25 protein-coding genes are annotated in these 24543 nt (G+C 61.9%); 14 read left to right on the top strand and 11 right to left on the bottom strand.

Annotated features, from left to right (window positions below):
• The first annotated feature begins 8 nt into the window (after positions 1–8).
• From QMO80_RS07240 to nuoG, 9 genes are all read left to right on the top strand, one after another.
• Complete coding sequence (locus QMO80_RS07240; RefSeq protein WP_283199467.1) at positions 9–1484, top strand: NADH-quinone oxidoreductase subunit M; 1476 nt, start codon at positions 9–11, stop codon at positions 1482–1484.
• Positions 1481–2938 (top strand): NADH-quinone oxidoreductase subunit N, encoded by a 1458-nt coding sequence (locus QMO80_RS07245; RefSeq protein WP_283199468.1) that lies wholly within the window; start codon positions 1481–1483, stop codon positions 2936–2938. Before QMO80_RS07240 ends, QMO80_RS07245 begins: the two co-directional genes overlap by 4 nt.
• A 134-nt stretch (positions 2939–3072) precedes the next feature.
• The gene (locus QMO80_RS07250; RefSeq protein ID WP_283199469.1) at positions 3073–3438 is read left to right on the top strand and encodes an NADH-quinone oxidoreductase subunit A; all 366 of its coding nucleotides are present in this window, start codon (positions 3073–3075) and stop codon (positions 3436–3438) included.
• Positions 3426–3929 carry an NADH-quinone oxidoreductase subunit B family protein gene (locus QMO80_RS07255; protein ID WP_283199470.1) on the top strand — a complete coding sequence of 168 codons (504 nt, stop codon included), beginning with the start codon at positions 3426–3428 and terminating at the stop codon, positions 3927–3929. The genes QMO80_RS07250 and QMO80_RS07255 overlap by 13 nt, the downstream gene beginning before the upstream one ends.
• A complete protein-coding gene (locus tag QMO80_RS07260; RefSeq protein WP_283199471.1) occupies positions 3926–4486 on the top strand; it encodes an NADH-quinone oxidoreductase subunit C in 561 nt (186 codons plus the stop codon). The genes QMO80_RS07255 and QMO80_RS07260 overlap by 4 nt, the downstream gene beginning before the upstream one ends.
• Position 4487: 1 nt before the next feature.
• Positions 4488–5702 (top strand): NADH dehydrogenase (quinone) subunit D, encoded by a 1215-nt coding sequence (gene nuoD, locus QMO80_RS07265; RefSeq protein ID WP_283199472.1) that lies wholly within the window; start codon positions 4488–4490, stop codon positions 5700–5702.
• Positions 5703–5719: 17 nt separating this feature from the next.
• The gene (nuoE, locus tag QMO80_RS07270) at positions 5720–6229 is read left to right on the top strand and encodes an NADH-quinone oxidoreductase subunit NuoE (RefSeq protein ID WP_283199473.1); all 510 of its coding nucleotides are present in this window, start codon (positions 5720–5722) and stop codon (positions 6227–6229) included.
• A gap of 4 nt (positions 6230–6233) precedes the next feature.
• Positions 6234–7496, top strand: a complete 1263-nt coding sequence (gene nuoF, locus QMO80_RS07275; protein WP_283199474.1) for an NADH-quinone oxidoreductase subunit NuoF — start codon at positions 6234–6236, stop codon at positions 7494–7496.
• Positions 7497–7526: 30 nt separating this feature from the next.
• Entirely contained in the window at positions 7527–10106 is a 2580-nt protein-coding gene (gene nuoG / locus QMO80_RS07280) for an NADH-quinone oxidoreductase subunit NuoG (protein WP_283199475.1), read from the top strand.
• A 45-nt stretch (positions 10107–10151) separates the two neighbouring features.
• Here the strand turns inward: nuoG and QMO80_RS07285 are convergent, their stop codons facing one another.
• The 3 genes from QMO80_RS07285 to nuoH are packed head-to-tail and all read right to left on the bottom strand — an operon-like array spanning position 10152 to position 12216.
• Complete coding sequence (locus QMO80_RS07285) at positions 10152–10592, bottom strand: CBS domain-containing protein (RefSeq protein WP_283199476.1); 441 nt, start codon at positions 10590–10592, stop codon at positions 10152–10154.
• 45 nt (positions 10593–10637) lie between these two features.
• Positions 10638–11204, bottom strand: a complete 567-nt coding sequence (locus QMO80_RS07290) for an NADH-quinone oxidoreductase subunit I (RefSeq protein WP_283199477.1) — start codon at positions 11202–11204, stop codon at positions 10638–10640.
• Positions 11205–11214: 10 nt separating this feature from the next.
• Complete coding sequence (nuoH, locus tag QMO80_RS07295; RefSeq protein WP_283199478.1) at positions 11215–12216, bottom strand: NADH-quinone oxidoreductase subunit NuoH; 1002 nt, start codon at positions 12214–12216, stop codon at positions 11215–11217.
• Positions 12217–12707: 491 nt separating this feature from the next.
• On the opposite strand from nuoH, the gene QMO80_RS07300 reads away from it, so the two are divergent.
• Positions 12708–13349 (top strand): peroxiredoxin-like family protein, encoded by a 642-nt coding sequence (locus tag QMO80_RS07300; protein WP_283199479.1) that lies wholly within the window; start codon positions 12708–12710, stop codon positions 13347–13349.
• Positions 13350–13478: 129 nt separating this feature from the next.
• On the top strand, positions 13479–15776 hold the full coding sequence (locus tag QMO80_RS07305) for a PBP1A family penicillin-binding protein (protein ID WP_283199480.1): 2298 nt from the start codon (positions 13479–13481) through the stop codon (positions 15774–15776).
• A 270-nt stretch (positions 15777–16046) separates the two neighbouring features.
• On the opposite strand, the gene QMO80_RS07310 is transcribed toward QMO80_RS07305, so the two are convergent.
• A complete protein-coding gene (locus QMO80_RS07310) occupies positions 16047–17084 on the bottom strand; it encodes a LacI family DNA-binding transcriptional regulator (RefSeq protein WP_283199481.1) in 1038 nt (345 codons plus the stop codon).
• A 558-nt stretch (positions 17085–17642) separates the two neighbouring features.
• On the opposite strand from QMO80_RS07310, the gene QMO80_RS07315 reads away from it, so the two are divergent.
• Positions 17643–19148, top strand: a complete 1506-nt coding sequence (locus QMO80_RS07315) for a DegQ family serine endoprotease (protein ID WP_283199482.1) — start codon at positions 17643–17645, stop codon at positions 19146–19148.
• A 436-nt stretch (positions 19149–19584) separates the two neighbouring features.
• Positions 19585–19785 carry a hypothetical protein gene (locus QMO80_RS07320; RefSeq protein ID WP_071087566.1) on the top strand — a complete coding sequence of 67 codons (201 nt, stop codon included), beginning with the start codon at positions 19585–19587 and terminating at the stop codon, positions 19783–19785.
• A gap of 494 nt (positions 19786–20279) precedes the next feature.
• Here QMO80_RS07320 and QMO80_RS07325 read toward each other — a convergent pair whose 3' ends face one another.
• Complete coding sequence (locus QMO80_RS07325) at positions 20280–20465, bottom strand: hypothetical protein (RefSeq protein WP_283199483.1); 186 nt, start codon at positions 20463–20465, stop codon at positions 20280–20282.
• A gap of 120 nt (positions 20466–20585) precedes the next feature.
• Positions 20586–21014 (bottom strand): DUF1515 domain-containing protein, encoded by a 429-nt coding sequence (locus QMO80_RS07330; RefSeq protein WP_283199484.1) that lies wholly within the window; start codon positions 21012–21014, stop codon positions 20586–20588.
• A gap of 221 nt (positions 21015–21235) precedes the next feature.
• On the opposite strand from QMO80_RS07330, the gene QMO80_RS33025 reads away from it, so the two are divergent.
• Positions 21236–21352, top strand: a complete 117-nt coding sequence (locus tag QMO80_RS33025) for an SWIM zinc finger family protein (RefSeq protein WP_369685938.1) — start codon at positions 21236–21238, stop codon at positions 21350–21352.
• Positions 21353–22632: 1280 nt separating this feature from the next.
• Here QMO80_RS33025 and QMO80_RS07340 read toward each other — a convergent pair.
• From QMO80_RS07340 to QMO80_RS07360, 5 genes are all read right to left on the bottom strand, one after another.
• Positions 22633–22845 (bottom strand): hypothetical protein, encoded by a 213-nt coding sequence (locus QMO80_RS07340; RefSeq protein WP_283199486.1) that lies wholly within the window; start codon positions 22843–22845, stop codon positions 22633–22635.
• Between the two features lie 19 nt (positions 22846–22864).
• Positions 22865–23227 carry a hypothetical protein gene (locus tag QMO80_RS07345; RefSeq protein WP_283199487.1) on the bottom strand — a complete coding sequence of 121 codons (363 nt, stop codon included), beginning with the start codon at positions 23225–23227 and terminating at the stop codon, positions 22865–22867.
• Positions 23227–23691 (bottom strand): lysozyme, encoded by a 465-nt coding sequence (locus QMO80_RS07350; protein WP_283199488.1) that lies wholly within the window; start codon positions 23689–23691, stop codon positions 23227–23229. Before QMO80_RS07350 ends, QMO80_RS07345 begins: the two co-directional genes overlap by 1 nt.
• The gene (locus tag QMO80_RS07355; RefSeq protein ID WP_283199489.1) at positions 23666–23920 is read right to left on the bottom strand and encodes a hypothetical protein; all 255 of its coding nucleotides are present in this window, start codon (positions 23918–23920) and stop codon (positions 23666–23668) included. Before QMO80_RS07355 ends, QMO80_RS07350 begins: the two co-directional genes overlap by 26 nt.
• 251 nt (positions 23921–24171) lie before the next feature.
• Positions 24172–24534 carry a hypothetical protein gene (locus QMO80_RS07360; RefSeq protein ID WP_283199490.1) on the bottom strand — a complete coding sequence of 121 codons (363 nt, stop codon included), beginning with the start codon at positions 24532–24534 and terminating at the stop codon, positions 24172–24174.
• Between the last annotated feature and the right edge of the window lie 9 nt (positions 24535–24543).

The raw sequence follows: 24543 nt of genomic DNA on the forward strand, positions 1-24543 counted from the left end.
GGGGCGCGATGGGATTGCCGCTGCTGAGCCTCATCATTTTCACGCCCGTCGCCGGGGCAGCGGTTCTGCTGTTTCTGCGCGGCGACGATGCTGTGCGCTGGACGGCGCTTGCTATCACCATCCTCGACCTTGCCCTCTGCATCGCCATGCTGGCCGGATTCGACACCACGACCCACGCGATGCAGTTCACGGAGAAGCGCCCCTGGGTGCCCGCGCTCGGGATCACCTATGCGCTTGGTATCGACGGGATAAGCGCGCTCTTCGTGTTCCTGACCGCGTTGCTGGGTTCGATCTGCGTGCTCGCCTCGTGGGTTGCGATCGACCGCAAGGTGAAGGCGTTCATGGTCAGTCTGCTCTCCATGCAGGCGCTGATGCTGGGGGTGTTCTGCGCACTCGACCTGTTCCTGTTCTACGTTTTCTGGGAAGCGATGCTGATCCCGATGTATCTGATCATCGGCGTCTGGGGCGGCGAAGGCCGGGTCTATGCGGCGTTCAAGTTCTTCCTCTACACCCTGGCGGGCAGCGTCCTGTTCCTGGTCGGTGTCATCGTGCTCTATTTCAACGGCGGCGAGACCTTCGACATCCTCGCCCTCACTGCGCAGGATTTGCCGTTCCGGGTCCAATCCTGGCTGTTCTTCGCCTTCCTGATCGCCTTCGCGGTCAAGGTGCCGATGGTCCCGGTCCATACCTGGCTGCCGGACGCCCATGTGCAGGCGCCGACCGCAGGCAGCATCATCCTCGCGGGCGTACTCTTGAAGATGGGCGCCTATGGGTTCCTGCGGTTCTCGCTGCCGATGCTGCCGGAGGCGTCGGTATATTATTCGACACTGATGCTTTCGCTTTCAGCGCTTGCGATCGTCTATGGCGGGTTGCTGGCGCTGGCACAGGACGATCTGAAGAAACTGGTGGCCTATTCCAGCATCAGCCACATGGGCTTCGTGACCATGGGGATTTTTGCGCTGAACCTCCGCGGGCTCCAGGGAGGCATCCTGCAAATGTTCAATCATGGCGTGACGACAGGCGCCCTGTTCCTGTTCGTCGGCTTGATTTACGAGCGGACCCATACCCGCAGCATCGCTGATTATGGCGGGCTGATGAAGGCAGCACCCGTCTATACCGCGTTTCTTGCGCTGTTCACCCTGTCGTCGATGGCGCTGCCGGGAACGAATTCGTTCGTCGGCGAATTGCTGGTCCTGTCGGGCGGGTTTGCGGCCAACCTCGCCGTCGGCGCGGCCGCCGTTTTGGGCGCGCTGCTGGGCGCGGCCTATCTGCTCGGCATGTATGGGAAAGTCGCGCTTGGCCCGGCCAGCGTCGGCGTCCGCTTCAAGATATACGACGTGAACGCCCGCGAGCTGGCAGCGACCTTGCCGCTGGCCGTCTTCGTGCTGTGGGTCGGGCTCTATCCGAAGCCCTTTCTCGATATCATCGGCGCTTCGGTGGAACATCTGCTGGTGCAGGTGCACGCCAAGGGGAGCGGCCAATGACCGCCGCCGCACTTTTCCAGTCGGCTCTCGCCAGCCTGCCCGAGATCGTGGTGATCACCGGAGCCTGCATCCTGCTGATCCTGGGACAGTTTTTGCGCAAGGGGCAGACGTATTTCCTTGTCTGGGCTTCCGTCGCGGTCGTGCTGATTGCCGCCGTGGCGACACTCATGCTGGCGGGAGAGGTGCGGCCGGCCTATACGGGCATGTTCATCGCCGACCGCTTCGCGGTCTTCTTCAAGTGCGTGTTCTACATAGCCACCATTCTGACATTCCTGCTTTCGCGGAAATATGCCGAAATCGAAGGGATCGGGAGCAGCGAATACTATGTGCTGCTGCTTTTTTCCCTTTCGGGAATGATGATCATGGTCTCGGCGACCGATCTCCTGTCGATCTACGTGGGCCTCGAGCTGATGGTGCTTTGCACCTACGTGCTGACCGGTTTTCTCAGGCGCGATCGGCGATCGAACGAAGCGGCGCTGAAATACGTCATCCTTGGGGCGGTCTCGACCGGCATTTTCCTCTACGGCGTTTCGCTGGTCTACGGGCTCACCGGCACGACGCAATTGGACGGTATGGCTGCGGCCGTGACCGGCGATCCGCGCGATCCCGGCTTGCTGCTGGCGGTGGTCTTCATCGTCGCGGGGCTGGTCTTCAAGGTCGGCGCGGTGCCGTTCCACATGTGGGTGCCTGATGTCTATGAAGGCGCGCCGACGACGATCACCGCCTTCATGTCGGTGGGGCCCAAGGCGGCGGGGTTCGCGGTGATCCTGCGGGTGTTCCTCAACCCTCTGGTCGCAACCTCCAACGTCTGGATCATCGTCGCGGTCATTGCCGTGGTGACGATGGCGCTAGGGAGTTTCGTTGCGCTGGTGCAGGATAATTTCAAGCGCCTGCTGGCCTATTCCAGCATCGCCCATGCCGGGTTCGCTCTTTTCGGCGTGGTGGCCGGGGGCGCAGACGGGATCGCCAGCGTGATGATCTATCTGCTGATCTACTCGCTGATGAATCTCGGCATTTTCGGCATCGTCATCCTGATGCGGAACGGCGATTTTTCCGGCGAGGTTATCGAAGACTATGCGGGTCTCGCCAAGTTGCATCCGGGGCTGGCACTTCTGATGCTGCTCTATCTGTTCTCGCTGGCCGGCATTCCGCCAACCGCCGGATTCTTCGCCAAGTTCTACGTGCTGGTCGCGCTCGTCGATCGAGGATTCGTCATGCTGGCGGTGATCGCAGTGCTGCTGAGTGCGGTTGCCGCCTACTTTTATATCCGCATCGTCATGGTGATCTACATGCGCGAGCCGGAAAGGACGTTCGACCCGGCGCTGACGCCCCTGGTGCGCGCGACGCTCGCCTTCACTGCTGCCGGCACCATCGGCATCGGCCTGTTTCCCGCGTGGTTTCTAAGACTTGCCCAGCATTCCGTGTTGGCGGCCGACCGATTGAATTTGCAATGATCTGTCCGACGGAATAAACTCGAAGTTCAAGAAAGGATTGCCCAAGTTGCTTCCCGGGGCGACCGCAATACAGTCCTGAACAGGACGGTCGCGGCCTGAGGAAAGTTCTCAGTGGGTAACCGGTGCAGTGCGATATGGCTGCAATGGAATTCTTGCCGGTTCTTTTTATGATCGTCGGAGTCGTTCTGGTGACGGGGGCGACGCTTTTTGTCTCCTCGCTGCTGCGTCCGTCCAATCCCTATCCCGAAAAGAACATGCCCTATGAGTGCGGCATGGACGCCACAGGCGAGGCCGCCGCGGGGCGCTTCAGAGTGCCGTTCTTTATCCTTGCGATCCTGCTGGTCGTCTTCGATGTCGAGACGATGTTCCTCTTTCCCTGGGCCGTCGTCCTGAAAGAGATCGGGCTGGTCGGCTTTGTCGAGATGTTCATCTTCATCGTGCTGCTTCTCGTGGGCTTCGCCTACGCCTGGCTGAAGGGAGCGCTGGAATGGGAGGCGTAAACAACGCGATTCGCGACAGCGTGCTGTTCACCACGGCCGAGAGCGTTATCAACTGGAGCCGAAGCTCGGCGCTGTGGCCCGAAACTTTCGGAATTGCCTGCTGCGCCATCGAAATGATCTCGGCCGGCTGCGCCCGCTATGATCTCGACCGGTTCGGCGTGGTGTTCCGGCCATCGCCCCGCCAGTCCGATGTGATGATCATCGCCGGCACAATAACGCGGAAGTTCGCGCCCGTGGTGCGCCGCCTCTATGACCAGATGCCGGAGCCCCGCTGGGTCATCGCCATGGGCACCTGCGCTATCTCGGGCGGGGTCTACAATACCTATGCGGTGGTGCAGGGAGCGGAAACCTTCGTGCCGGTGGACGTGCATGTGCCCGGCTGCCCGCCGCGGCCCGAGGCGCTGATGCACGGCTTCCTCCTGCTTCAAGAAAAGATCAAGAGGTCCCGGGCGCTGGCCGGGACGCCTCTGGATCGGGTTGCAGCGTCATGAGTGCGGAGCCGTCTCTCTATCGCGCTCTGATCATGGAGCGTTTCGGGGAAGCAATCGAGGACCTCGGCGCCGCGCACGGCATTCACGCCTTTGCTGTTCCGCCTCAGAAGATCGTCGCGTTCTGCCGGTTTCTGAAGGAGCATCCGGCGCTGCAGTTCAATTTCCTCTCGGATATCTGCGGCGTAGATCATTACCCCGAAACGCCGCGCTACGAGGCGGTCTACCACCTCTATTCGCTGCCGAACAAATGGCGGCTCCGTATCAAGTGCCGGCTTGGCGATCCCCCGCAGGTTCCCTCGGTCACGGGAGTCTGGCGCACCGCGAACTGGCATGAGCGCGAGGCCTGGGACATGTATGGCATCCGGTTCGACGGGCATCCCGATCTGCGCCGGATCTACATGTGGGAAGGATTCGAGGGCTTTCCCCAGCGCAAGGATTTCCCGCTGCGGGGCTACAAGGATCAGTTGAATCCCTTCGGTGCCGAAGGTCCGCCGCCTACACGGCCCGATCTTGCCACCAGAGATATCCCGGGAGGCCGTTCAACGCTGGAAAGTTGAGATGACCGAAGTCACCGAACTCGGCAGGCCAGACGGCGAAGCGCTCAATACCAAGGAAGTGCTTCTCAACCTGGGCCCACAGCACCCCAGTACGCATGGGGTTCTGCGGCTCGTTCTCGAGCTGGACGGCGAGTATGTCAAGCGCGTGGACCCGCATATCGGCTACCTGCACCGCGGCACCGAAAAGCTGGCGGAGAGCTTCACCTATACCCAGATTTTCCCGCTGACGGACCGGCTCGACTATCTCTGTCCGCCGTCGAACAACCTGGCCTTCGCGCTGGCGGTGGAGAAACTCCTCGGCATAGAAGCGCCGATCCGCGCGCAATATATCCGCGTGCTGATGGCCGAGCTGGCGCGGATCTCCGGCCATGTCCTGATCACCGGCGCGCTGCCGATGGACCTCGGCGCCATGACCGCCCTGCTCTACGCCATGCGGGAGCGCGAAATGATCATGGACCTGCTGGAGATGATCAGCGGGGCGAGGATGCACACGTCCTTCTGCCGGGTCGGCGGTGTGCGCGAGGATCTGCCCGACGGGTTCCTCCCCAAGATCCGGGAGTTCTGCGACATCTTCCCCAACCGGATCCGCGACTACGAGCGATTGCTCGAAAACAACCGGGTGTTCCTGAAGCGCACACAGGGGATCGGCGTGATCTCCGCCGAAGACGCCATCGATCTCGGACTGAGCGGCCCGAACCTGCGCGCCTCGGGCGTCGACTGGGACATTCGCCGCGACGAGCCCTATGAGATTTACGACCGGCTCGACTTCAACGTCATCACCCGCAACGAGGGCGACTGCTATGCGCGCTGGCAATGCCGCGTCGAGGAGATGCGCGAGAGCATCCGGATCATCGAGCAATGCCTCGACCAGATGCCCGAAGGGCCGTTCCAGATCGACATGCCGACGATCGCCTTTCCGCTGGACAAGCATCGGGTGCATTGCTCGATGGAGGCGCTGATCCAGCATTTCGACCTCTCAGCCTATGGCTTCGACGTGCCGAAGGGCGAGGTCTATTCGGCTATCGAGGCGCCAAAGGGCGAGCTCGGCTTCTACATCATCAGCGACGGGTCGCCAAAACCGTTCCGCATGAAGGTGCGGGCACCCTCGTTCGTCAACCTTCAGGGGCTGTTCGGGGTCACCAATGCCCGCTATCTGGCGGATATGATCGCCGTGCTCGGCAGCCTCGACCCGGTGATGGCCGAGGTGGACAAGTAGCAGGAGATTTGGACGCGATGACCATGCGCGAAAAGATCGAAGAGGCCGTAGCGCGCTATCCCGACCAGCGCTCGGCGATCATGCCGGCACTTCTGATCGCGCAGAGGGAGCATGGGTATCTGCCCGGTCCGGTGCTGGAAGAGGTCGCCGACATCCTCCGGGTCGAACGGATCTGGGTTTACGAGCTGGCGACCTTCTACACGCTCTTCCATACCGAGCCGATCGGTACATTCCACCTGCAGCTCTGTGACAATGTTTCCTGCATGCTGTGCGGAGCCGAGACCCTGCTGCAGCATCTGGAAACGACGCTGGGGATCAGCAAGGGCGAGACCACGCCGGACAGGCTGTTCACGCTTTCGACCGTGGAGTGCCTCGGTGCCTGCGAGATGGCTCCGGTGATGCAGGTCGGCGACGATTACCACGGCGCCCTTGATATCGCGCGTATCGACGCGCTTGTGGTCGGGTTGCGGACTGAGGCGGGGCAAGCGACCGGTGTCGATCTCGCCGCCGCACCGCCCGGAGAGTAGCGCCATGTTCGAGCCGGTTCTTCTCAAGAATATCGACGTGCCGGGCGGTCATTTGCTGTCGGCCTACGAAGCCGGCGGAGGCTACCGGGCGCTGGCCAAGGTGCTGCGCGAATACACGCCCGACGAGGTCGTCGAGCTTGTCAAACGGTCCAATCTGCGCGGTCGAGGCGGCGCCGGATTCCTGACGGGCATGAAATGGAGTTTCGTGCCGAAGCAGTCGGGCAAGCCGAAATATCTCTGCTGCAACGCCGATGAGGGCGAGCCGGGCACCTTCAAGGACCGTATCCTCATGGAGCGCGATCCGCACCAGCTCATCGAGGGGCTGGCGGTAAGCGCTTACGCGATCGGAGCCAAAACCGCCTATGTTTACATCCGCGGAGAATATGTGACAGCGATCCGTCGCCTTGAGCAGGCGATCGCCGAGGCTCACGCCAAGAATTATCTGGGATCGCGCATTCTAGGCTCGGATTTCAATTTCACCGTCCACATCCACTGCGGCGCCGGCGCCTATATCTGTGGCGAGGAGACCGCGATGCTCGAGTCGCTCGAGGGCAAGCGGGCGCAGCCGCGATTGAAGCCGCCCTTTCCGGCCGTGGCCGGGCTCTACGCCAGCCCCACGGTGATCAACAATGTCGAGACGCTCGCCTGCGTGCCGCATATCGTTGTGCGGGGGCCGGACTGGTTTCGCGACATCGGCCCGGAGAAGAGCCCCGGCCCGAAGCTCTACTGCGTCAGCGGGCAGGTGCGCAAACCCGGCCTCTACGAGCTGCCGATGGGCATACCGCTGCACGAACTGGTCGATCACGCCGGCGGCCCCCCACCGGGGCGCAAGATCAAAGCGGTGATCCCCGGCGGTGTATCGGCACCGGTCATACCGGAGCATGGGCTGGACGTGGGTATGGATTTCGACTCGCTGGCTGCCGCCGGCTCGATGCTCGGTTCGGCGGGCGTTATCGTGATCGACAACTCCACCTGCATGGTCAAGGTCGCCACCCGGATCATCGAGTTCTTCCACCATGAGTCCTGCGGCAAGTGCACGCCCTGCCGGGAAGGATTGAACTGGGTCGTGAAGGTCTTGCGCCGGATCGAGGCCGGGGAAGGTGCTGCCGGCGATCTGGAGCAGCTGGACATGCTCTGCAAAGGCATTTTCGGCAATACGTTTTGTGCTTTGGGCGATGGCGCCGCGATGGGATTGCGGGCAGCCCTCAAGCATTTCCGCGAAGAGTTCGTCGCCCATATCGAGGAACGAAGGTGCCCGTTTCACTGAAGGATTGCCTGGCACGGACTGCGAGGACCTATGGTTAGCGTTACGATCGATGGGCAAATGCTGGAAGTCGAGCCCGGTTCGACGGTGCTGCAGGCTGCCCAGCGTTTGAGTATCGATATCCCGACCTTCTGCTATATGAAGCGCCTGCCGGCGCTGGCCTCCTGCCGCATGTGCCTGGTCGAGATCGAGGGGCTGCGCCGGTTGCAGCCGTCCTGCGCCACCACGGTCACCGACGGTATGGTGGTGCGGACGAACACGCCTCAGATCGAGGAAACGCGCTCTTCCATGCTCGACATGCTGCTCGCCAACCACCCCCTCGACTGCCCGATCTGCGACAAGGGCGGCGAATGCGAGCTTCAGGACATGGTGATGGCCTACGGCCCCCGCAAAAGCGAGTTCCACGACCCCAAGCGTGTCTTCCACTCGCAGGACATCCGTCTCAGCCCCGTCATCATCATGAACGTCAACCGCTGCATCCAATGCCAGCGCTGTGTGCGGATGTGCGAGGAGGTGGTCGGCGCGGTGGCGCTGGGCACCGTCGAAAAAGGCATGGATACCGCCGTCACCGGCTTCGAGGGCAGTCTCGCAAGTTGCGACCAGTGCGGCAACTGCGTCGAGGTCTGCCCGGTCGGCGCGCTGATGAGCTTCCCCTACCGCTACAAGGCACGCCCCTGGGATCTCACCGAGACCGACACGGTCTGCCCGCATTGCGGCACCGGTTGCCAGCTGACGGTGGGCACGCGCAAGGGTGAGTTCATGCGGGTGCGCTCGAAGTGGGACGAGGGTGTGAACCGCGAAACGCTCTGCGTACGGGGCCGCTTCGGTCTCGATTTCGTCACCAGCCAGGACCGGATCAAGCGGCCGATGATCCGCCGTGACGGCGCCCTGGTGCCGGTTTCCTGGGACGAAGCGGGCGACTATCTGCGTCGGCGGCTATCGGCCGTCGAGGGCAAGGCAGCCGGCGGGCTGGCCTCGCCGCGACTGCCCAACGAGGTGCTCTATCAGTTCCAGAAGCTGTTGCGGACGGTGTTCCGGACCAACAACATCGACTGCTCTTCTCGCTGGTCCGCACCCTTCGATGCGCTCGGCCCCCTGCTCGGAGGGTTCTACAGCCGCGCACCGCTGGGTGAGGTGATCGGCAACGACTGCATACTCATCGTCGGCGGAAACGTGACCGAGGAGAACCCGGTCACCGAATACCTGTTGCGGGATGCCGCGCGGCGGCGGCAGGCCGGATTGCTCATGCTCTCGGCGCGGCCATCCCGTCTGGATGCCGATGCCCGGGTGGTGGTTCGCGCATTGCCGGGCGCAGAAGCGGCGAGTATTGCGGCGGTGGTCGCCGCACTCGTGACAGCGGCGGGTCAGGCCTTGCCTGGCAACGCTCTTGCGACCATCGAAGCGACAATGGAGAGGTCGGCGGCGGATGCCGGCAGTGATGGGCCGGGTCGTCTGGCGAGCGCGCTCAAGCAAGCCGGCAGCGTCACCGTGCTTGTCAGCGTCGATCTCCTGAGATCACCCGACGCGCCCGTGACGCTGCAGCAGATCAACAACCTGCTCCAGCTTCTCCGCCTGCTCGGCAAAGGCCCGGCGATGCAGTTCCTCTTCGACCGTGCCAACCAGATGGGCGCCTGGGACATGGGGGTTCTGCCAGCGGCTCTACCGGGGCTGCGGCCGGTCGCCGATGATGCCGCGCGCGCAACTTTTGCGCGGAACTGGGGCGCCGAAATCCCGTCCGAACCGGGCGCGGGTCTCGATGCCATGCTGGAACTCTGCGTCGGCGGGCGGATGGGTGCGCTCTACATTGCCGGAACCGACCCCCTGATCAGCACTCCCGACCGGGCGTTCGTACAGCGGGCGCTTGGCGCCGCCGATCTCCTGATCGTCCAGGACGCCTTTCTTACGGACACGGCCGGGCTGGCCGAGGTCGTCCTGCCCGCGGGGGGTTACGGCGAAGAGCCCGGCACGTTCACCAACAACGAGGGCCGGATCCAGAAGGTGCGCAAATTCCGTGAGCTCGTTTTCGAGGCGCGAGGCAATCTGGCGATCTTCGACTTCGTCGCAGCGCTGCGCAACCATGTGCTGCAGCCTTCGACGCAAGGCGAAATCTTCGATGAGATTGCCCGCCTGGTTCCGCTCTATCAGGGATTGACTGAGGACGGGCTTGGCGCCGACGGCGCATTCACCAAGGCCGTGCCAACACCACCGACCGGCGTGTTCCTTGCACCGCCGCCCGTCCCGCCAGCCGCCGACCGGCTCATGCTGATCACCGGCGACTGCCTGTTCCACAACGGATATCTTTCCGAACGGTCGGACATCTTGAACACGGTCGCCAACGATCCCTATGTCGCGATGAGCGCTCGGGATGCCGCACAGCTTGGCCTTTCGGATGGCGATCAGGTCATTGTGCGCTCCGCCCAGGGCGAGTTGACGGCGCAGCTCAAGGTCGACGGGCGGTTTCCCAAGGGCCTCGTCTTCGTTCCGGAAAACTATCGAGCCTTGCGTCTCAACAGCCTGATGCGGCGGGGCGAATACCCATGCCCGGTGGAGGTCCGGAAGGTGCATGCCACTCTTGAGGCCGACCGCACGGACCGGATCTGGCGTGGGGTCTGAAGACGCCCCGGCAAGCTGCCCTGCCCCAGCGTTTTCACATCGACGTCAGTGATACCTGGTCCCGCAGATGTAATCCTGCAGATCCTGCTCTGTGCGCTGCGCTTCCTCGAGCCTGTGTTTAACCACGTCGCCGATACTGACCACGCCGGCAACGTCGCCTCCGTCCATGACCAGCACATGACGCGTCCGTCGATTGGTCATGATCCCCATCGCGACGGGTAGCAAATCCCGGGTCGAACAGGTCGCCACACTGCGGTTCATGACATCAGCGGCCCGCATCATCGCTGCCTCGGCCCCGTATTCCGCCACCGCATTGCAGCAATCCCGTTCCGACAGCGTTCCCAGGTATTCGTCGTTCGACTGGCTGACAACGACGAAGCCGATATTGTTGCTGCGAAACAACCTCAGAACTTCCACCATCGTCTGATCGGGAGCGACCGTGATGACACCGACACCTTTGTTTTTCATTATATCGCCGACAAACATCTAAACCTCCTGTCCGAGCGCTTCTGTCTGACAGCTGGCGCGCGCTCACGTTCTGCGGATATTCCGCCACCAGTTGTAGCCCTGCATCTCTTTCGTTTCGACGAGCACGTCCTTCTTCGTATTCAGGCGCGCGGCAACGACGCCGCCGCCGGTCGCCGCCTTCCCGGGCTTGGCGAGCAGATCGTCTCGTCCGATCACCAGGTCACTCGAGGAAAAACTCGAAAATTCGTACTGCTGGCCAAGCGCGATCGCATCCGCCGGGCAAGCGTCCTCGCACAGGCCGCAGAACAGGCAGCGGGCCGTGTCGATCTCGAACTTGGCCGGGTGCCGGTTGCCCTTCTCGTCCTCGTAGGGGACGACTTCAATGCAGTCGCAGGGACAGATCCGCGCGCAGAGTTCGCAGGCCACGCATTTGATCTCACCCTCGTCATCACGCGTCAGGAAGTGATGCCCGCGATAACGGGAATAGGGCAGCCACTTTTCCTTGTCCGGATACTGCATGGTGACCGGCTTGGAGAACATGTAGCCGAAGGTCAGAGCCAAGCCGTTCGCCAGATCGGCGAAGAACGCCCAGCCAATCCATGCTCCAACTTTGTCCTGCGCGCGCGACATCGCCGCCTCGCTACGGAGCCGCCATGGCCCCTAAAAGTACACCTGTTATAATTATGTTCGCCATCGACAGAGGAAGCAAGACTTTCCATCCGATCGCCATCAGTTGGTCGTAGCGGTAGCGGGGGAAAGTGAAGCGGAACCAGATAAACACATAGACAAAGAACGCGACCTTGAGCAGGAACCACAGGAGCGGTGGCAAGGGAATCAGAAATCCGTTCCAACCGCCGAAGAACAGGATCACCACCAGGACCGACACAAGCAGTACGATGGCATATTCGCTGACCATGAAGAAAGCGAAGCGGATACCGCTGTATTCGGTATGGAAGCCGGCCCCCAGATCGCCTTCCGCTTCCGCCAGGTCGAAGGGAATGCGCTGCGCTTCGGCCAGTCCGGCGACGAAGAACACGAAGAAGCCGACCGGCTGGTAGACGACGTTCCAGACATCGGCTTGCGCCCGCACGATATCGAGCAAGCTCATGGATTGCGCCAGCATGATCACGCCGATGACCGCGAACCCCATCGGGATCTCATAGCTGATCATCTGCGCGCAGGTCCTCAGGCTGCCGAGGACCGCGTATTTGCTGTTGGCGGCCCAGCCGCCGAAGATGACGCCGTAGACTTCGATCCCGATCACCGCGAAGACGAAAAGGAGCGCCACATTCATGTTCGACGCATAGAGGGTGGTCTCGGCGCCCAGCACCGAGACGGTTTCGCCGAAAGGGATTGCGACGAACACCACAAAGGGCGGGGCAAGCGCCAGGATTGGCGCCAGTTTGAACAGGAAGCGGTCGGCCTCGGCCGGGATGTGGTCCTCTTTGGTCAGGAGTTTGATCCCGTCCGCCACCGGCTGCAGCAGCCCATGCCACCCCACGCGCATCGGCCCCATCCGCTGCTGGATATGCCCGGCGATCTTGCGCTCCAGCCAGGTGAGCGGCAAGGGCAACAGCAGCAGGATCGCGATCAGCACCGCGACCTTGAAGACGATCAGACCAAGAGTAACGATAAGCTCCATGATCCGCGGCTACTTCACCGGTGAAACGTGCGACCGAACGTCGGCTCTGGCTATGCAGTGAGCAGAGCATTTTTCTGCACGTATTAGCACCACATGATACAACGGCGGCACACCTTGCACAATGCCGGCATCGGCGCGCGCATGGGCGAAGGAAACCATAGCGTCGCCTTGACCTGGGTGGGCACAGGATGCCCGCATGCGGCTCTCGTGCTGACCGCGGCGGGCGACTGGTCGACTTTAACAGACCAGCACGGAAAATTGAGCCGGGGAACCTTACGGCCGCTAAAAAAATCAGCATTTTGCAGAAAAGGGGCTTTTTTGATTTACGATTCGCTGTTTACCGCTTGCCCGCGGGCTCATGTGAGCTCATTCTTAAATTGGATCCTGGCGGTGCGGTAAGACGAGAGGTCAGGCCTGCAACGCTCAATCTCGACCTCGCAGTGCTTGACGTGGCGCCTTTGCTCGACTGATCCCGAGCGAGGAGGTTGTCCATGTCCGCGCGCTATGTCGACCATCCGCTACAACCGGGCGACCGGGTCCCGAACGTTGAGTTCGATGCGATCTCGCGCGAGGGGAAGATCGCACTTGATGATTTTCGTGGCCGCAGCCCTTTGTTGATCGGTTTGTTTCGAGGCCTGCATTGTCCGTTCTGCCGGCGCCATGTCGCGGCCATGGCCTATCTCAACCCGATGCTGCGTGAGAAAGGCGTCCAATCCCTGGCTGTCGTGAACACCCCGGTCGAACGCGCGCGGCTCTATTTCCGTTACCATCCGATACCCGATCTTCTTGCTGCTTCCGACCCGGCACGGGCTTCGCATCAAGCCTTCGGCTTACGCGAGATCGGGATCGACGCGGTCATGGCGATACGGATCGATCTTCCGGGCGAGTTGCCCGAGCCTATGAGCGTGATGGCAATGGACGAATTTCTCAACGACAAGGAAGGATATCAAATTACGGAAGCCGATGAGCAGATGATGACTGCCGACCATGGGCAGCTTGTCGGTCAGTTCCTGATAGACCGGGAAGGCATCGTGCGCTGGAGCTTCACTGAAGTTCTGGAGCCTGGGCTCCAGACATTCAAGGCACCGAACTCTCAGGAATTGATGTCGGTCGCTTCGGAAGTCGCACTTTAACAACGAAAAATTCGCTCGACGGCCACCGCCCGGTGGGTTCCGGAAGGGTTGCGGCCTTTTGCGGTGGAACACTCCGCATCACCCGGCTATATAAAGGTCATGCTGCGTTGGCCTTTCTAGCGGTAACCGATGCCCAATTCTCCCGAATCCTCAGGTGAAAGCGTTAGCAGCTCGAGCTCGGGCCGCGAGAAGACGCCAGATTCGGCAGCGCAAGCGGCCGCCTCGGATTCGCCGGGCACCACCCAGGGCGAAGAGCCGCAGCCGCCCCACGGATCCTTCGACCAGACCAGACGGGCCGCCCGGACGCTCTTACGTGCGATAGGCCAGGATTTGCAGGCAAGTTCTGCTTTGGCAAAGATCAAGACAACCGCATTGTCTTGGAGGATGAAGCTCAGACAGGCGCCGCGGCTTGGGATCACGTCAGCTCCGCACAAATGGCTGACGGCTGCCTGGGTCAAAGCCGGCCGCAGTATTCGCGATCGGCGTTCAAAACCGCGTGGAAATCGCCGGAGCGCATCGCTCATTGCCGGCTGGCGGAAATTCGCTCTCGGGTCGATCCTTCTTGTCTGCCTCCTCGTCGCAAGCGTGCTGGTATGGGCACTCAAAGACGTGCCCTGGAGCGAAATCCGGGATGGAACGCTCAAGCCGGTCGTCGTGCTGGAAACCGCCGACGGCGCGCCCTTGGTCAGACAGGGACCTTATCAGGGGCCTTATGCTCGATACGACCAGTTTCCGCCTCATCTGATCGATGCCGTCCTTTCGATTGAGGATCGCCGGTTCATGGATCATTTCGGCATCGATCCCAGGGGCATCGGGAGAGCGCTTCTACGGAATCTGGAGGCCGGCTCGGTGGTGGAAGGCGGCAGCACGATCACCCAGCAACTCATCAAGCTGCAATATCTCGACAGCGACCGAACGATAAAACGAAAGATTCAGGAGGTCGTCATCGCCTTCTGGCTGGAGTGGAAGCTCGGCAAGGCGGAAATCCTGACGCGCTATCTCAACAGCGTCTATCTTGGCGCCGGCGCTACCGGCATGCCTGCCGCCGCGCGCATCTACTTCAACAAGGATATCGGCGCCCTCAACCTGCCGGAGTCGGCGATGCTGGCGGGATTGCTGCGAGCGCCGAGCCAATGGAACCCCATCGACAATTTCGAAGGCGCCCGGCAACGCACCATGGTCGTTCTCGACGCGATGGCGGCCAATGGCAAGATCACCGCGCCACAGATGGCGGAGGCCAAGACGAGCTTTGCCAGGCTGCACCCGACCACGCCGACGCCGCGTTCCGGAAGCTGGTTTGCCGACTGGATTTCACCGCAAGCGAGCGAAATCGCCGGCGCCTCGCCGGGCTCGACGACAGTGCGCACCACGCTGGTGCCGCCGTTGCAGCAGATCGCCGAAAGGGTGGTGAAAAGAGCGCTCGACGGTGAAGGAAAGACGGTCGGAGCATCGCAGGCGGCGTTGGTCGCGATGACGCCGGACGGCGCGGTCGTGGCGATGGTTGGCGGGCGCGACTATAAGGCCAGCCAGTTCAACCGCGCTGTCACCGCGATGCGCCAGCCGGGTTCCACCTTCAAGCTCTTCGTCTATTACGCAGCCTTGAAGGCTGGGCTCACTCTGTCCGATCAGGTTCTGGACGCGCCAATAGAGATTGACGGCTGGTCGCCGGATAATTCCGGTGGCAACTATCGCGGTTGGGTAACGCTTGCCGAGGCGTTCGCGCGATCGCTCAATGCCGCGTCCGTGACGCTTGCCCAAGAGGTCGGTCTCGACAATGTGATCGCCGCAGCACGCGAACTCGGCATCGATGCGCCCCTGGCCGATACGCCGTCCTTGGCGCTCGGCACATCCGAAGTCAATCTGCTCAACCTCACCAGCGCCTATGCGTCCGTCAAATTCGGCAAGGCCCCTGTCAAGCCCTGGGGCATCATCGACTTTCAAGCGGCAGGGCAGCCCAAGACGTTTCGCGTCGGTTCACAATCAAAGCCGAATGTGGATCTTTCGCCCTACCAGTCCGATCTCCTCGGCCTTCTGCAGCTGGTGGTCGAGCGCGGTACCGGACGCGGCGCGGATCCCGGCACGTTTGCGGCCGGCAAGACCGGCACGAGCCAGAACAATCGCGATGCCTGGTTCGTCGGCTTCACGGAAACGCTCGTCGTCGGTGTCTGGGTTGGCAATGATGACGACGCGCCGATGCAGGGGGTAACGGGCGGCAGCCTGCCGGCGCATATCTGGCGGGACTTCATGCGCGAGGCGACGAGCGAACCGACGCTGAACGGCGTGCGATCGACAGAAGCCGTCGTCGACGGCCAAGGCGCACCGCAGTCCTGCAACATCACCGCCTGCTCGCGCAGCTACCGCTCTTTTCGCCCATCCGATTGTACCTATCAGCCCTACTCCGGCGGCCGACGGCTTTGCGAAAAGTGATGTGGTTCGGCGGAGATCGCGCCGGCTAACAATGGATGGAACCGCTCCTCACCCGCCCTCGTCCTTCGAGGCTCCGGCCTCAGGCCTCCGCACCTTCAGGATGAGGGCTGATCGTGGTGCTGGTGCTCGCTCAATGCGCATGTGGTTGCTAAGCGAGGCAAGCCGCGACATCTCTCCGACCTCATCCTGAGGTGCCCCGCAGGGGCCTCGAAGGACGAGGTCGGCCACCGGCATCTCTCCCGGATATGGAGACGGGTGCTACTCGCGCAATTACCGCGTCGAACCCCGTGGAATAATGGTAAAGCCCAAGTCGGCCTTGTCTTCGCGCGGGGGCTCGTCGCGGACCGCGCGTAGCAGCATGTCGGCGACGCGGTAGCCGATATCGTAGCGCGGTATGTGCACCGACGTCAGCGACGGCTCGATGAAGGGCGAGAATTCCAGATCGTTGAAGCCGCAGATACCGAGATCCTCAGGCACGCGGATGCCGCGGGCTTTGCATTCGATGAGGACGCCAAGCGCCATTTCGTCGCTCTGGGCAAAGACGGCATCGACATCGGGCACCCGCTGCAACAAGCGGGAAAACAGTTCCCTGCCGAGGCCGGTGCGGCTTGCCGCCTCCCCGCCGAGGATGAGATCGGGATCGAAACGCCCGGCTTCCCGCATCACGGTCTCATAGCCTTCGATGCGGCGGCGCGAGCGGACATCGGCGCCGCGGCCGATGAAAGCGATCCTGTTATAGCCCCGCGACAGAAGGAAACGGGTGGGTTCGGCGCCTGCCGTAAAATGATCGAGGCCGACGACCAGCGTTTGCGGCTCCTGGCTGAGATCGGTGATATGGGCGATGGGACAGGCGGCGCGCTCGATCAGCGGCAGAAGATCGCGATAGGATTCGGCGCCGGCGATGATGACGCCGGCCGGCTTCTGCGTCAGGAAGGATTTCAAGAGGCCGGCCTCGCCCTCGCCATGGTTCAGCGTATTGGAGTATTGCACGGTGAGTTCGGTGTGGCGGAAGCGATCCTCGATGCCGACCATCAGGCCGGTGAAGCCGTATTGGTGCAAGGCGGGCGTGAGGACGCCGACGATGCCGTTGTGGCGGCCGGCCAAAGCGCGGGCGGCAAGATTGGGGATATAACCCATCTCGTCGACCGTGCGCAGGATCACCTCGCGCAGATCCTCCGAGACGATCTCAGGATTGCGAAGCGCACGCGAGATGGTGATCGGGCTGACGCCCACCTTCTTCGCCACATCGCTCAACGTCACATGCGCGCCGCGCTTGCCGTTGCGCCCCTGCTCCACTGCCCTGCTCATCGCCCCTCATATGCTACCCCGAGACTCAGCGGCCCCGATTCGCGATTTTCACTTTCTGAAGAATAAATAATTTAGAGTCTACTAACATTTTATGGCCGCAACAGATTTCGGGAATAGAACCTCCGGAAACAGCGGCGTGATCGTCCGTCGGCAAAATTACGGCCGCATGCCGCGACCGGATCACCGCATGCGGGAATAAGTCCGTTTATCTTCGATGGAAATCGCTGCGGAGAAGGCGCGGCGCGGCAACACCCCGGCCCGATTTTTTCGGCGCGCGGCAGATGGCCGAAAAATCTTGGGCGCCAAGATTAAATTCCCGTCATATCTTACAAATCGGCAATATAAACATGATCAATATTTAATTTGTAAATCCGCCAGCCGCGATCATATGAATCCCGAGCGCGAATTCTTGCATTCGCCCGGTCGCCCCAACGACTGCGCTGCGATGAGAGGCATTGGCGCCAAACGCCATCCGACGCCAGGTCCCACGACATGAACCACAACGCCATGGAACCCCGACGCCATCCACAGCCAACGCTCTCGCAAGGGACCATCTCCATGTCACACATCCTCCGCAAACATCGCACTGCTGCCCTTTTCGGCGCTGCCATCATCGCCGGCGCGGCATGCCTGCCCTTCGCCATCAACGCGTCGAACGCCATTGCCGCGCCTGCCGATGCCGGCGGCATTCTTGCCGCGAGCGGCTCCTTCGCCTCCATCGTCGATGCCGACAAGCCTGCCGTCGTCACCATCACCACCACTGTGAAGGCGACCGATGTCAGCGCCGGCCAGCAGGATTCGCCGATGGACGAGCAGTTCCGCCAGTTCTTCGAGGATCAGGGCATCCCGCTGCCGCGCCAGGCCCCGAAAAACCGGCCTTCGCAACAGGCGATGGCGCTCGGCTCCGGCTTCATCATCAGCCCGGACGGCGTCATTGTCACCAACAACCATGTCATCGACAATGCCGTCGACATCAAGGTGACGCTGGATGACGGCACGGAACTGCCGGCCAAGCTGATCGGCACCGACCCGAAATCCGATGTCGCCGTGTTGAAGATAGAGGCAGGCAAGCCGCTGCAGACCATCGCCTGGGGTGATTCCGACCGGCTGAAGCTCGGCGACCAGATCCTGGCGATCGGCAACCCCTTCGGCATCGGCACCACGGTGACGGCAGGCATCGTCTCGGCCCGCGGCCGCGACCTGCACAGCGGGCCCTATGACGATTTCATCCAGATCGACGCGCCGATCAACCACGGCAATTCAGGCGGGCCGCTGGTCGACCGCAGCGGCAATGTCGTCGGCATCAACACCGCGATCTATTCGCCGAACGGCGGCAGCGTCGGCGTCGGCTTCGCCATTCCGTCCGACGAGGCCAAGGCGATCGTCGCCAAGCTGCAGAAGGATGGGTCGATCGATCACGGCTATCTCGGCGTGCAGATCCAGCCGGTGACCAAGGATGTCGCCGATGCCGTCGGCCTCGACAAGACAGGCGGGGCGCTGGTTGCCGCCGTCACCCCCGATACGCCGGCGGCCCATGCCGGGGTGAAGCCCGGCGATATCATCACATCGGTCGGCGGCGAGACCGTCAAGACGCCGAAGGACCTGTCGCGGCTGGTGGCCGACCTTTCGCCGGGCGCCAAAAAATCTCTCGGCATCTGGCGCGACGGCAAGGTGATCGATCTCAACGTCACCGTCGGCACCAATGGGGAAGGACAGAAGCAGGCCGCCGCCGAAAGCCCCGATAGCCAGGGCCAGCCCTCCGGCCAGCCGAGCCTCGGCATCGGCCTTGCCGAGCTGACGCCCGACCTGCGCCAGCAGCTCGACCTGCCGCGCGCCGTCAGCGGCGCGGTGGTCGCCAGCGTCGACCCGGACAAATCGGCCGCTGTCGCCGGCATCCAGTCGGGCGATGTCATCGTCTCGGTCAACGACAGGCCGGTCCACAACACCCGCGACGTCAAGGCGGCGATCGCCGAGGCCGGCAAGGCCGGCCGCAAATCGGTGTTGCTGCTGATCGAACGCGACGGCAATAAAACCTTCGTCGCCGTGCCCTTTGCCGCGGCCTGAAGACGTCGTGCATGTCGAAATTTGCGTTTGCAAGGAGAAGCCCGTGAAGGCGGGCTTCTCCTTGCGGTGTGCGGTCCCGATACAGATGCCGGCGCTTTGCACGTCCCATCGCTGCCGCAACGCGCGGCGAATATCGGCGTTTCCCGGAAAAATTGAAAAAACGCCGCCTTTTGCGTCTCGGAAAGCGACACACAAACAAGAGGTTGCGCCAGTGCCTGAGACACTCGTTGAGGATAGATCAACCCTCGGTGGACGAATTAACCCTACTGGCTTACCTTAATATCGCATCACCCTTGAATACGCCGAGCCCTATGCCATCGTATTTTCACGATCACTAATTTGGTTCCGGGAAAGCTCGCAGGAACCGTGGCCTGCCTCCTTGAAGAGACCGGCTGCCATGCAGAAGGGCCGAGCTCGATCAGATGGAGGGTATGCCATGAACAACGTCTTGCAGTTTCGTCCCAAATGCCCGCATGTCGAAAGCTTGGCAGACTGCCGGGAAGCACTCGAACCTCTCGTCATGAAAATCCTCGGCGAGGCCATCGGCAAGGGCTATCCGCCGGCCGAAGCCGCCATGGTGGTCGCCGATATCGCCGACGACTACATCCTCATGCTGTCGCGCCAGCTGACGCATTGATCGGATCTGTAGCCTCGCGCCCGGGCCTGTGCGGGCCGGCACAGGCCAAAGAATCGCTTCCGCCATCCCGGATGGGTCAGTGGACCGCGCAGCGACTGCAGGGGTAGCAGTTGGTACAGGAGACGAGACCTGCTACGCGGTCCGTTTCGCCCCAACGTCGCTATTTGCCGGAAGTTCCGCCACTATCGGCGCTGCAGATCGGCCCTTACTCTCGCAGTGTCGGCCGGTTGGACAAGCGAAAATTGCTTCGGTCCGCTTCAATCGTTAGACTGGTATGCTTCGAGGGCGGCGAAAATCAAGCGCGCATCACCACCCCAACAAAAAACCCCGGCAAAGCGGGGCTTTCAGCTGGTTTTCGTGGAATAAACCATCACGATCGGCCTCTCCTGATCTGCGGGGTCAGCCTCAGAGAGCCGAAAACAGGATCATCTCCCCTCGCCTTTCCCGGTTCGCTCAATCTTTGAATCATCGCCGTAACGGAGCGTGAAACAAGTCTAGCGCCACCGCGGCTGCCGCGGCGGCGCATTGGCCTGGATTTCATGCAGCGGCGCCCGGCACCCGAGCAGTTTCTTCAGCTTCTTCTCCTCGGCCGGGCTGATCCCGAACTTGCGGCAATGTTCCGCGACATCATGCTCCCGCGGGCCCGGAATGCGAACTTGGCGATTGTTCATGCTTTTCATGACTGCTTCCTCCTGAGAGGAAAACCAGCACGGCGCGGATTTGTTCGTTAGAAAAGTCTAAATTTAAGTTTTACTTACGCCTCTATCAGCAAGAAGCATCGAAGTAACTTAAGCGACTGCTCAACTGATCTTCAACCAATGCCTCAACGCCGCCACCGCACCATCGCTGGCATAGGCGATCATCCCGCCGATCGTCAGCCCGGCAAAGGCAATCAGTCCCGATATGCCGTAGCCGATTGATTTCATCCTTTTCCACTCATCAAGCGCCGGCCCCACCGCCTCCTGGTTCTTCTCGACGGTCTCCTTGAGGCTCCTGATCTCCACGCGGATCTGGGCGTCGGTGCCGCCGCTGATCGCCACCCTGGTATCGAGATTTGCGATCTGTCTTGCCTGTTCGTCGAGCCGGGTGTGGATCACGGCGCGGCTGTCATGGGCATTGGCCTTTTCGTCGCTGACCTCGTTGCGCAGCAGCGCGACGTTTTCCTCGATGCCTGTCAGCCTTCCCTCGACGCGCCCGAGAGCGCGGAGAATATCGTCATTGGATGTCATGGATAGAACTTCGCCTTGTGCGATTGAGGCAGACGGCTGACGAAACGCAGGACGCCGTAGAGAGCCGGGTGAACGAAATCGGCGGCCGTATAGGCGTGACCGAGCAGGGCGGCGTTATCCTGCACGTTGGTCGCTAGCACTTCGGCGACGCGGTAGTTCGCCGTGCCGTCTCCCAAATCCGTTCGGTCTACCAGCGTCCGGCTGGTCCAGAGCCCAGGCTGATATTCGAACATGATGCGCGCGCCGAGCTTTGTCGTGTTTGGCAGGCGCATCGTGTCCCATGTCGTCACGCCATCTTGGTTGCCGGGATGGCCGATGACGTTGCCGAGCGGCGTTAATTCGGCCGCCGATCCCTTCGTCGGATCACTGTCCGACATGAAGGCCGGCACGATATCAATCGTCTTGGCGAACCGCGACGACGCGATGAGTGACGCGTTCATGCTGGCAAGCGTCCCCGTGACCGGGTTCCACAGCGCCGACGTCGCGCTGTAGCCGGCGACCGTGCGGCCGCTATCCGACGATCCCGCCATGGTCGGCAGAATGGTCATGCCCACCATATGCGCGCCGGGATACCGGGCGATGATCCGATCATCGAGCCCGAACTTGCGCGACTGCCAGAGCGAAAGCGTCGTGTTGTTGTCGTTGCGGCCGCCCTGGTCGAGGCAGAAAGTCCAAATGTCTTTGCCGCCGTTGAACGTCGTCTTGATGGCGTCGATCATTGCCCATCGCTTGGTAGCGTTGGTGGCAAGCTCGAATTCGTTATGCTCGCCAGGCACGCCCATGACGAGCGGGACAGTGCTCCCCCATACCTGGTCGCGCTGGTCGAGCCATCGCCGTATCATGCCCATGTTGCCGCGCTCGTCGGCCGACGCGGCGATCTCCTGCCTCTCGATCAGGCTGTCACCGACGACGAGTGGAACCGGCCGGCCGTCCCATCCTTTCGCCAGGACAAGCGCGGGCCCGTAAGCCTGGATCTGCGAATTCGTCGCGTTGCCGATCGTGTTGTAAAGGCTGTCAGGATCGAGCGCCGCCGTGGACGCCCCGTTGGCGGCCGCCAGCGCCTGTACAGACGCCAAGTCGGCGGCACCCCAATACTTTTCGCCGCGATGGCGCTGGATGCGATAGGAGCCGCAGCGCTGCGCACCCTCTGCGCCGTGATAGACCGTCCGGACGCCAAAGATCGACCATGCCGGCAGAGCAGTTGGCAGTATGACCTGCCCGTAAACAATGCCGGTTGCGGCGGTGACCGTCGCCGGCACCAGACCGCCAAACAAGATCGGGTATTCCGTGCCGTTTGGCATCACGAAGAACGCCTCGTCGATCACGGTATCGGCGTTCGGCGATTGCGTTTCCTGCGGCGCATTGCCGCCTTCGGTCAGCGCGAAGCCGACGAACGGGATAAGGAAGTCGTTCGTCGGATAGTCGGGCGAGCCGAAGAACAGCTTGGTGCATTGGTAATTCAGCCCGGCCGGGAACGTCCATGGCGTGGCGGTCGCGCCGGTCGGCCAGCGCGTGCGCGTCGCCGCCGGCATGTAGCGATCAGGATCCGGCACCCAAGGCGGTGGCGCCAGAACAGCTCCACCCCTCGGATTTGTCAGGGCAAGCGAAACGGCATTCATCATCGGCGGGCTCCATATCGGGTGGTGAGGTCGTCATAGAATTGGACGGTGCGCGCCTGGCGGGCGTTGGCACGATCGAGGGCTTGGCGCTCTCGGGCGAGGATCGAAATCAACGGCTGGCCTTCCACGACCGCGGCGTGAGGCTCTTGCCTGCGCAGATCCTCGGGAAGCGTCGGAAGCAGCACACCGGCCGCCGCCTGCCCCTTCGTCACCGCCGCCTTGTTCAGCCGCTCAGTGGCGGAGCAGCCACTGACGATCAGCAGCAGTGACAGCGCAAGCGCGGTTCTTCTCGGATAGCTGGAGCTCATATGATCGGATCTCGTTTTCCAGGGTGTCTTTGGCGGCCTGTTCTGAAGCCTGGGCGGCCTCTAGGCGCTTGCGGTGCTCTTCGGTGGCTTGGGCGGCTGCGTTGCGCTGGCGTTCCATCTCTGTGGCTTTGGCGTCGGCCGCGGTCTTCTCGGAAAGCAGCACATAGCCGGCGCGGGCTTCGCGGGCCGTTGAGGGATAGCCGATCGTCACGGCGTAGAGATGGTAGAGGGCCAGTCCTGCGAGGATGCCGGCGCCGAGTTTGATGCCGTCGAGGATGCCTAACATCACAGACCCTCAAGGCAGAACTGACGTTCCTTCTGCCGGCGACGGGTCAGGCCGGGGAAGACAATTCCCGCGGCGCGGTTCCACTTCAGCAGAGCTTCGCAGCCTTCGGCCGTCTTGCCCTGGTTGATCAGTTTGACGGCACTCGATCCACAGGCGGCCTTGATGCCAACATTGTACCCGAATGAGGTCAGGGCGACGAAGCGAGCATCCGGCAGCGGGACCGTGACACAATGCTCGATGCCGGCGGCGTACTTCTGCAGCTCGAGCGCAAGCAGCGCTTTGCACTGCTCTACCGTCTTGCGGTCGCCCGGCTTCACGCCGTTCGTTGAGCCGTAGCAGATCGTCCAAGGCTGCCCCTGCGTCGCCGGATCGGGATAGGCATTCTGACGAAGCCCCTCGAAGCTGCCGACCAATGCCACGGCCATTGCAGCCGCGGCGCTACCCTTCTGAAGGCGGTTTGCCATTCAAATCCCCTGAGACTTTCTGTTGAACGAAGATGCGGGCGATGATCGCCGCGACGGCCAAGAGGCCGGTGATCGCCGACATGGCGAGCTGGATGTAAATGTTCTTCGCAACCCATGTGGCAGCGACGAAGGTGTATATTGGCTCGATGATGATGCAGAGCAGCGCCAGGACCATTAAACGGATGGACCATGCGTGCTTGACCACCGCGCGCCAGTTATGGACGAGCATGGAAGGCTCCGGGATGTGTGAGGATGTGGAAAACGCCCGGCTCCTGGGTGGAGACGAGTGCGAATGGAGATGACAACGATGTGGGTTGGTGTCCCGTCCAACGTTAAAGGACACTAGATTAGCTCAGAGCGGCCAAGCCATCGGAGCTGAACTCCTTCTCTGTATCCAACTCTCCAGTTTCGTTAAAACACCTTATCTCGGTGTCAACGAAACTGGCAGCAGGCTATGGTAGGTCACCTTGGATCGCACACCTAACGCGTGCCAGCAATAATTCCCATGAAGATCAATAGAATAGCAAAAAGCCGCGTCGCTGTTACCGGCTCGCCAAAGAAGACCATGCCTCCAACAGTCACAGAAGCAAACATCACCCCGATGAAGATCGGATAGGCCAATGACAATTCATAGCGTTCCAGCACGGCGAACCACGCGAACGACGCGATAAATGTCATCGCATAGGCTGAAAGAACCAATGGATCACTCAGATAGCGAATGATCCTTGTCAGGGCAGTGGCAGGGCCGACCTGATCGGCCAGCATTCCGATGCGCCACTTTGTTATAAACTGACTGTACAGCGTAAGAATGACGGTCGGCAGAATCGCCAGAAGCAGCTTCATGGCGTTGCG

The organism is Rhizobium sp. BT03, assembly GCF_030053155.1.
In the GTDB taxonomy this organism is placed as follows: Bacteria; Pseudomonadota; Alphaproteobacteria; order Rhizobiales; family Rhizobiaceae; genus Rhizobium.

Bases quoted from the DNA above. Each gene is read 5' to 3' on its own strand.
- QMO80_RS07325 (WP_283199483.1), bottom strand. From the start codon at position 20,465: ATGAAAAGCATGAACAATCGCCAAGTTCGCATTCCGGGCCCGCGGGAG.
- QMO80_RS07310 (WP_283199481.1), bottom strand. From the start codon at position 17,084: ATGAGCAGGGCAGTGGAGCAGGGGCGCAACGGCAAGCGCGGCGCGCAT.
- QMO80_RS07285 (WP_283199476.1), bottom strand. From the start codon at position 10,592: ATGTTTGTCGGCGATATAATGAAAAACAAAGGTGTCGGTGTCATCACG.
- QMO80_RS07315 (WP_283199482.1), top strand. From the start codon at position 17,643: ATGTCACACATCCTCCGCAAACATCGCACTGCTGCCCTTTTCGGCGCT.
- QMO80_RS07300 (WP_283199479.1), top strand. From the start codon at position 12,708: ATGTCCGCGCGCTATGTCGACCATCCGCTACAACCGGGCGACCGGGTC.
- nuoE (WP_283199473.1), top strand. From the start codon at position 5,720: ATGACCATGCGCGAAAAGATCGAAGAGGCCGTAGCGCGCTATCCCGAC.
- QMO80_RS07260 (WP_283199471.1), top strand. From the start codon at position 3,926: ATGAGTGCGGAGCCGTCTCTCTATCGCGCTCTGATCATGGAGCGTTTC.
- nuoF (WP_283199474.1), top strand. From the start codon at position 6,234: ATGTTCGAGCCGGTTCTTCTCAAGAATATCGACGTGCCGGGCGGTCAT.
- QMO80_RS07355 (WP_283199489.1), bottom strand. From the start codon at position 23,920: ATGCTCGTCCATAACTGGCGCGCGGTGGTCAAGCACGCATGGTCCATC.
- QMO80_RS07255 (WP_283199470.1), top strand. From the start codon at position 3,426: ATGGGAGGCGTAAACAACGCGATTCGCGACAGCGTGCTGTTCACCACG.
- nuoG (WP_283199475.1), top strand. From the start codon at position 7,527: ATGGTTAGCGTTACGATCGATGGGCAAATGCTGGAAGTCGAGCCCGGT.
- QMO80_RS07290 (WP_283199477.1), bottom strand. From the start codon at position 11,204: ATGTCGCGCGCGCAGGACAAAGTTGGAGCATGGATTGGCTGGGCGTTC.
- QMO80_RS07360 (WP_283199490.1), bottom strand. From the start codon at position 24,534: ATGAAGCTGCTTCTGGCGATTCTGCCGACCGTCATTCTTACGCTGTAC.
- QMO80_RS07350 (WP_283199488.1), bottom strand. From the start codon at position 23,691: ATGGCAAACCGCCTTCAGAAGGGTAGCGCCGCGGCTGCAATGGCCGTG.
- QMO80_RS07305 (WP_283199480.1), top strand. From the start codon at position 13,479: ATGCCCAATTCTCCCGAATCCTCAGGTGAAAGCGTTAGCAGCTCGAGC.
- QMO80_RS07320 (WP_071087566.1), top strand. From the start codon at position 19,585: ATGAACAACGTCTTGCAGTTTCGTCCCAAATGCCCGCATGTCGAAAGC.
- QMO80_RS07245 (WP_283199468.1), top strand. From the start codon at position 1,481: ATGACCGCCGCCGCACTTTTCCAGTCGGCTCTCGCCAGCCTGCCCGAG.
- QMO80_RS07330 (WP_283199484.1), bottom strand. From the start codon at position 21,014: ATGACATCCAATGACGATATTCTCCGCGCTCTCGGGCGCGTCGAGGGA.
- QMO80_RS07250 (WP_283199469.1), top strand. From the start codon at position 3,073: ATGGCTGCAATGGAATTCTTGCCGGTTCTTTTTATGATCGTCGGAGTC.
- nuoD (WP_283199472.1), top strand. From the start codon at position 4,488: ATGACCGAAGTCACCGAACTCGGCAGGCCAGACGGCGAAGCGCTCAAT.
- QMO80_RS07240 (WP_283199467.1), top strand. From the start codon at position 9: ATGGGATTGCCGCTGCTGAGCCTCATCATTTTCACGCCCGTCGCCGGG.
- nuoH (WP_283199478.1), bottom strand. From the start codon at position 12,216: ATGGAGCTTATCGTTACTCTTGGTCTGATCGTCTTCAAGGTCGCGGTG.
- QMO80_RS07345 (WP_283199487.1), bottom strand. From the start codon at position 23,227: ATGTTAGGCATCCTCGACGGCATCAAACTCGGCGCCGGCATCCTCGCA.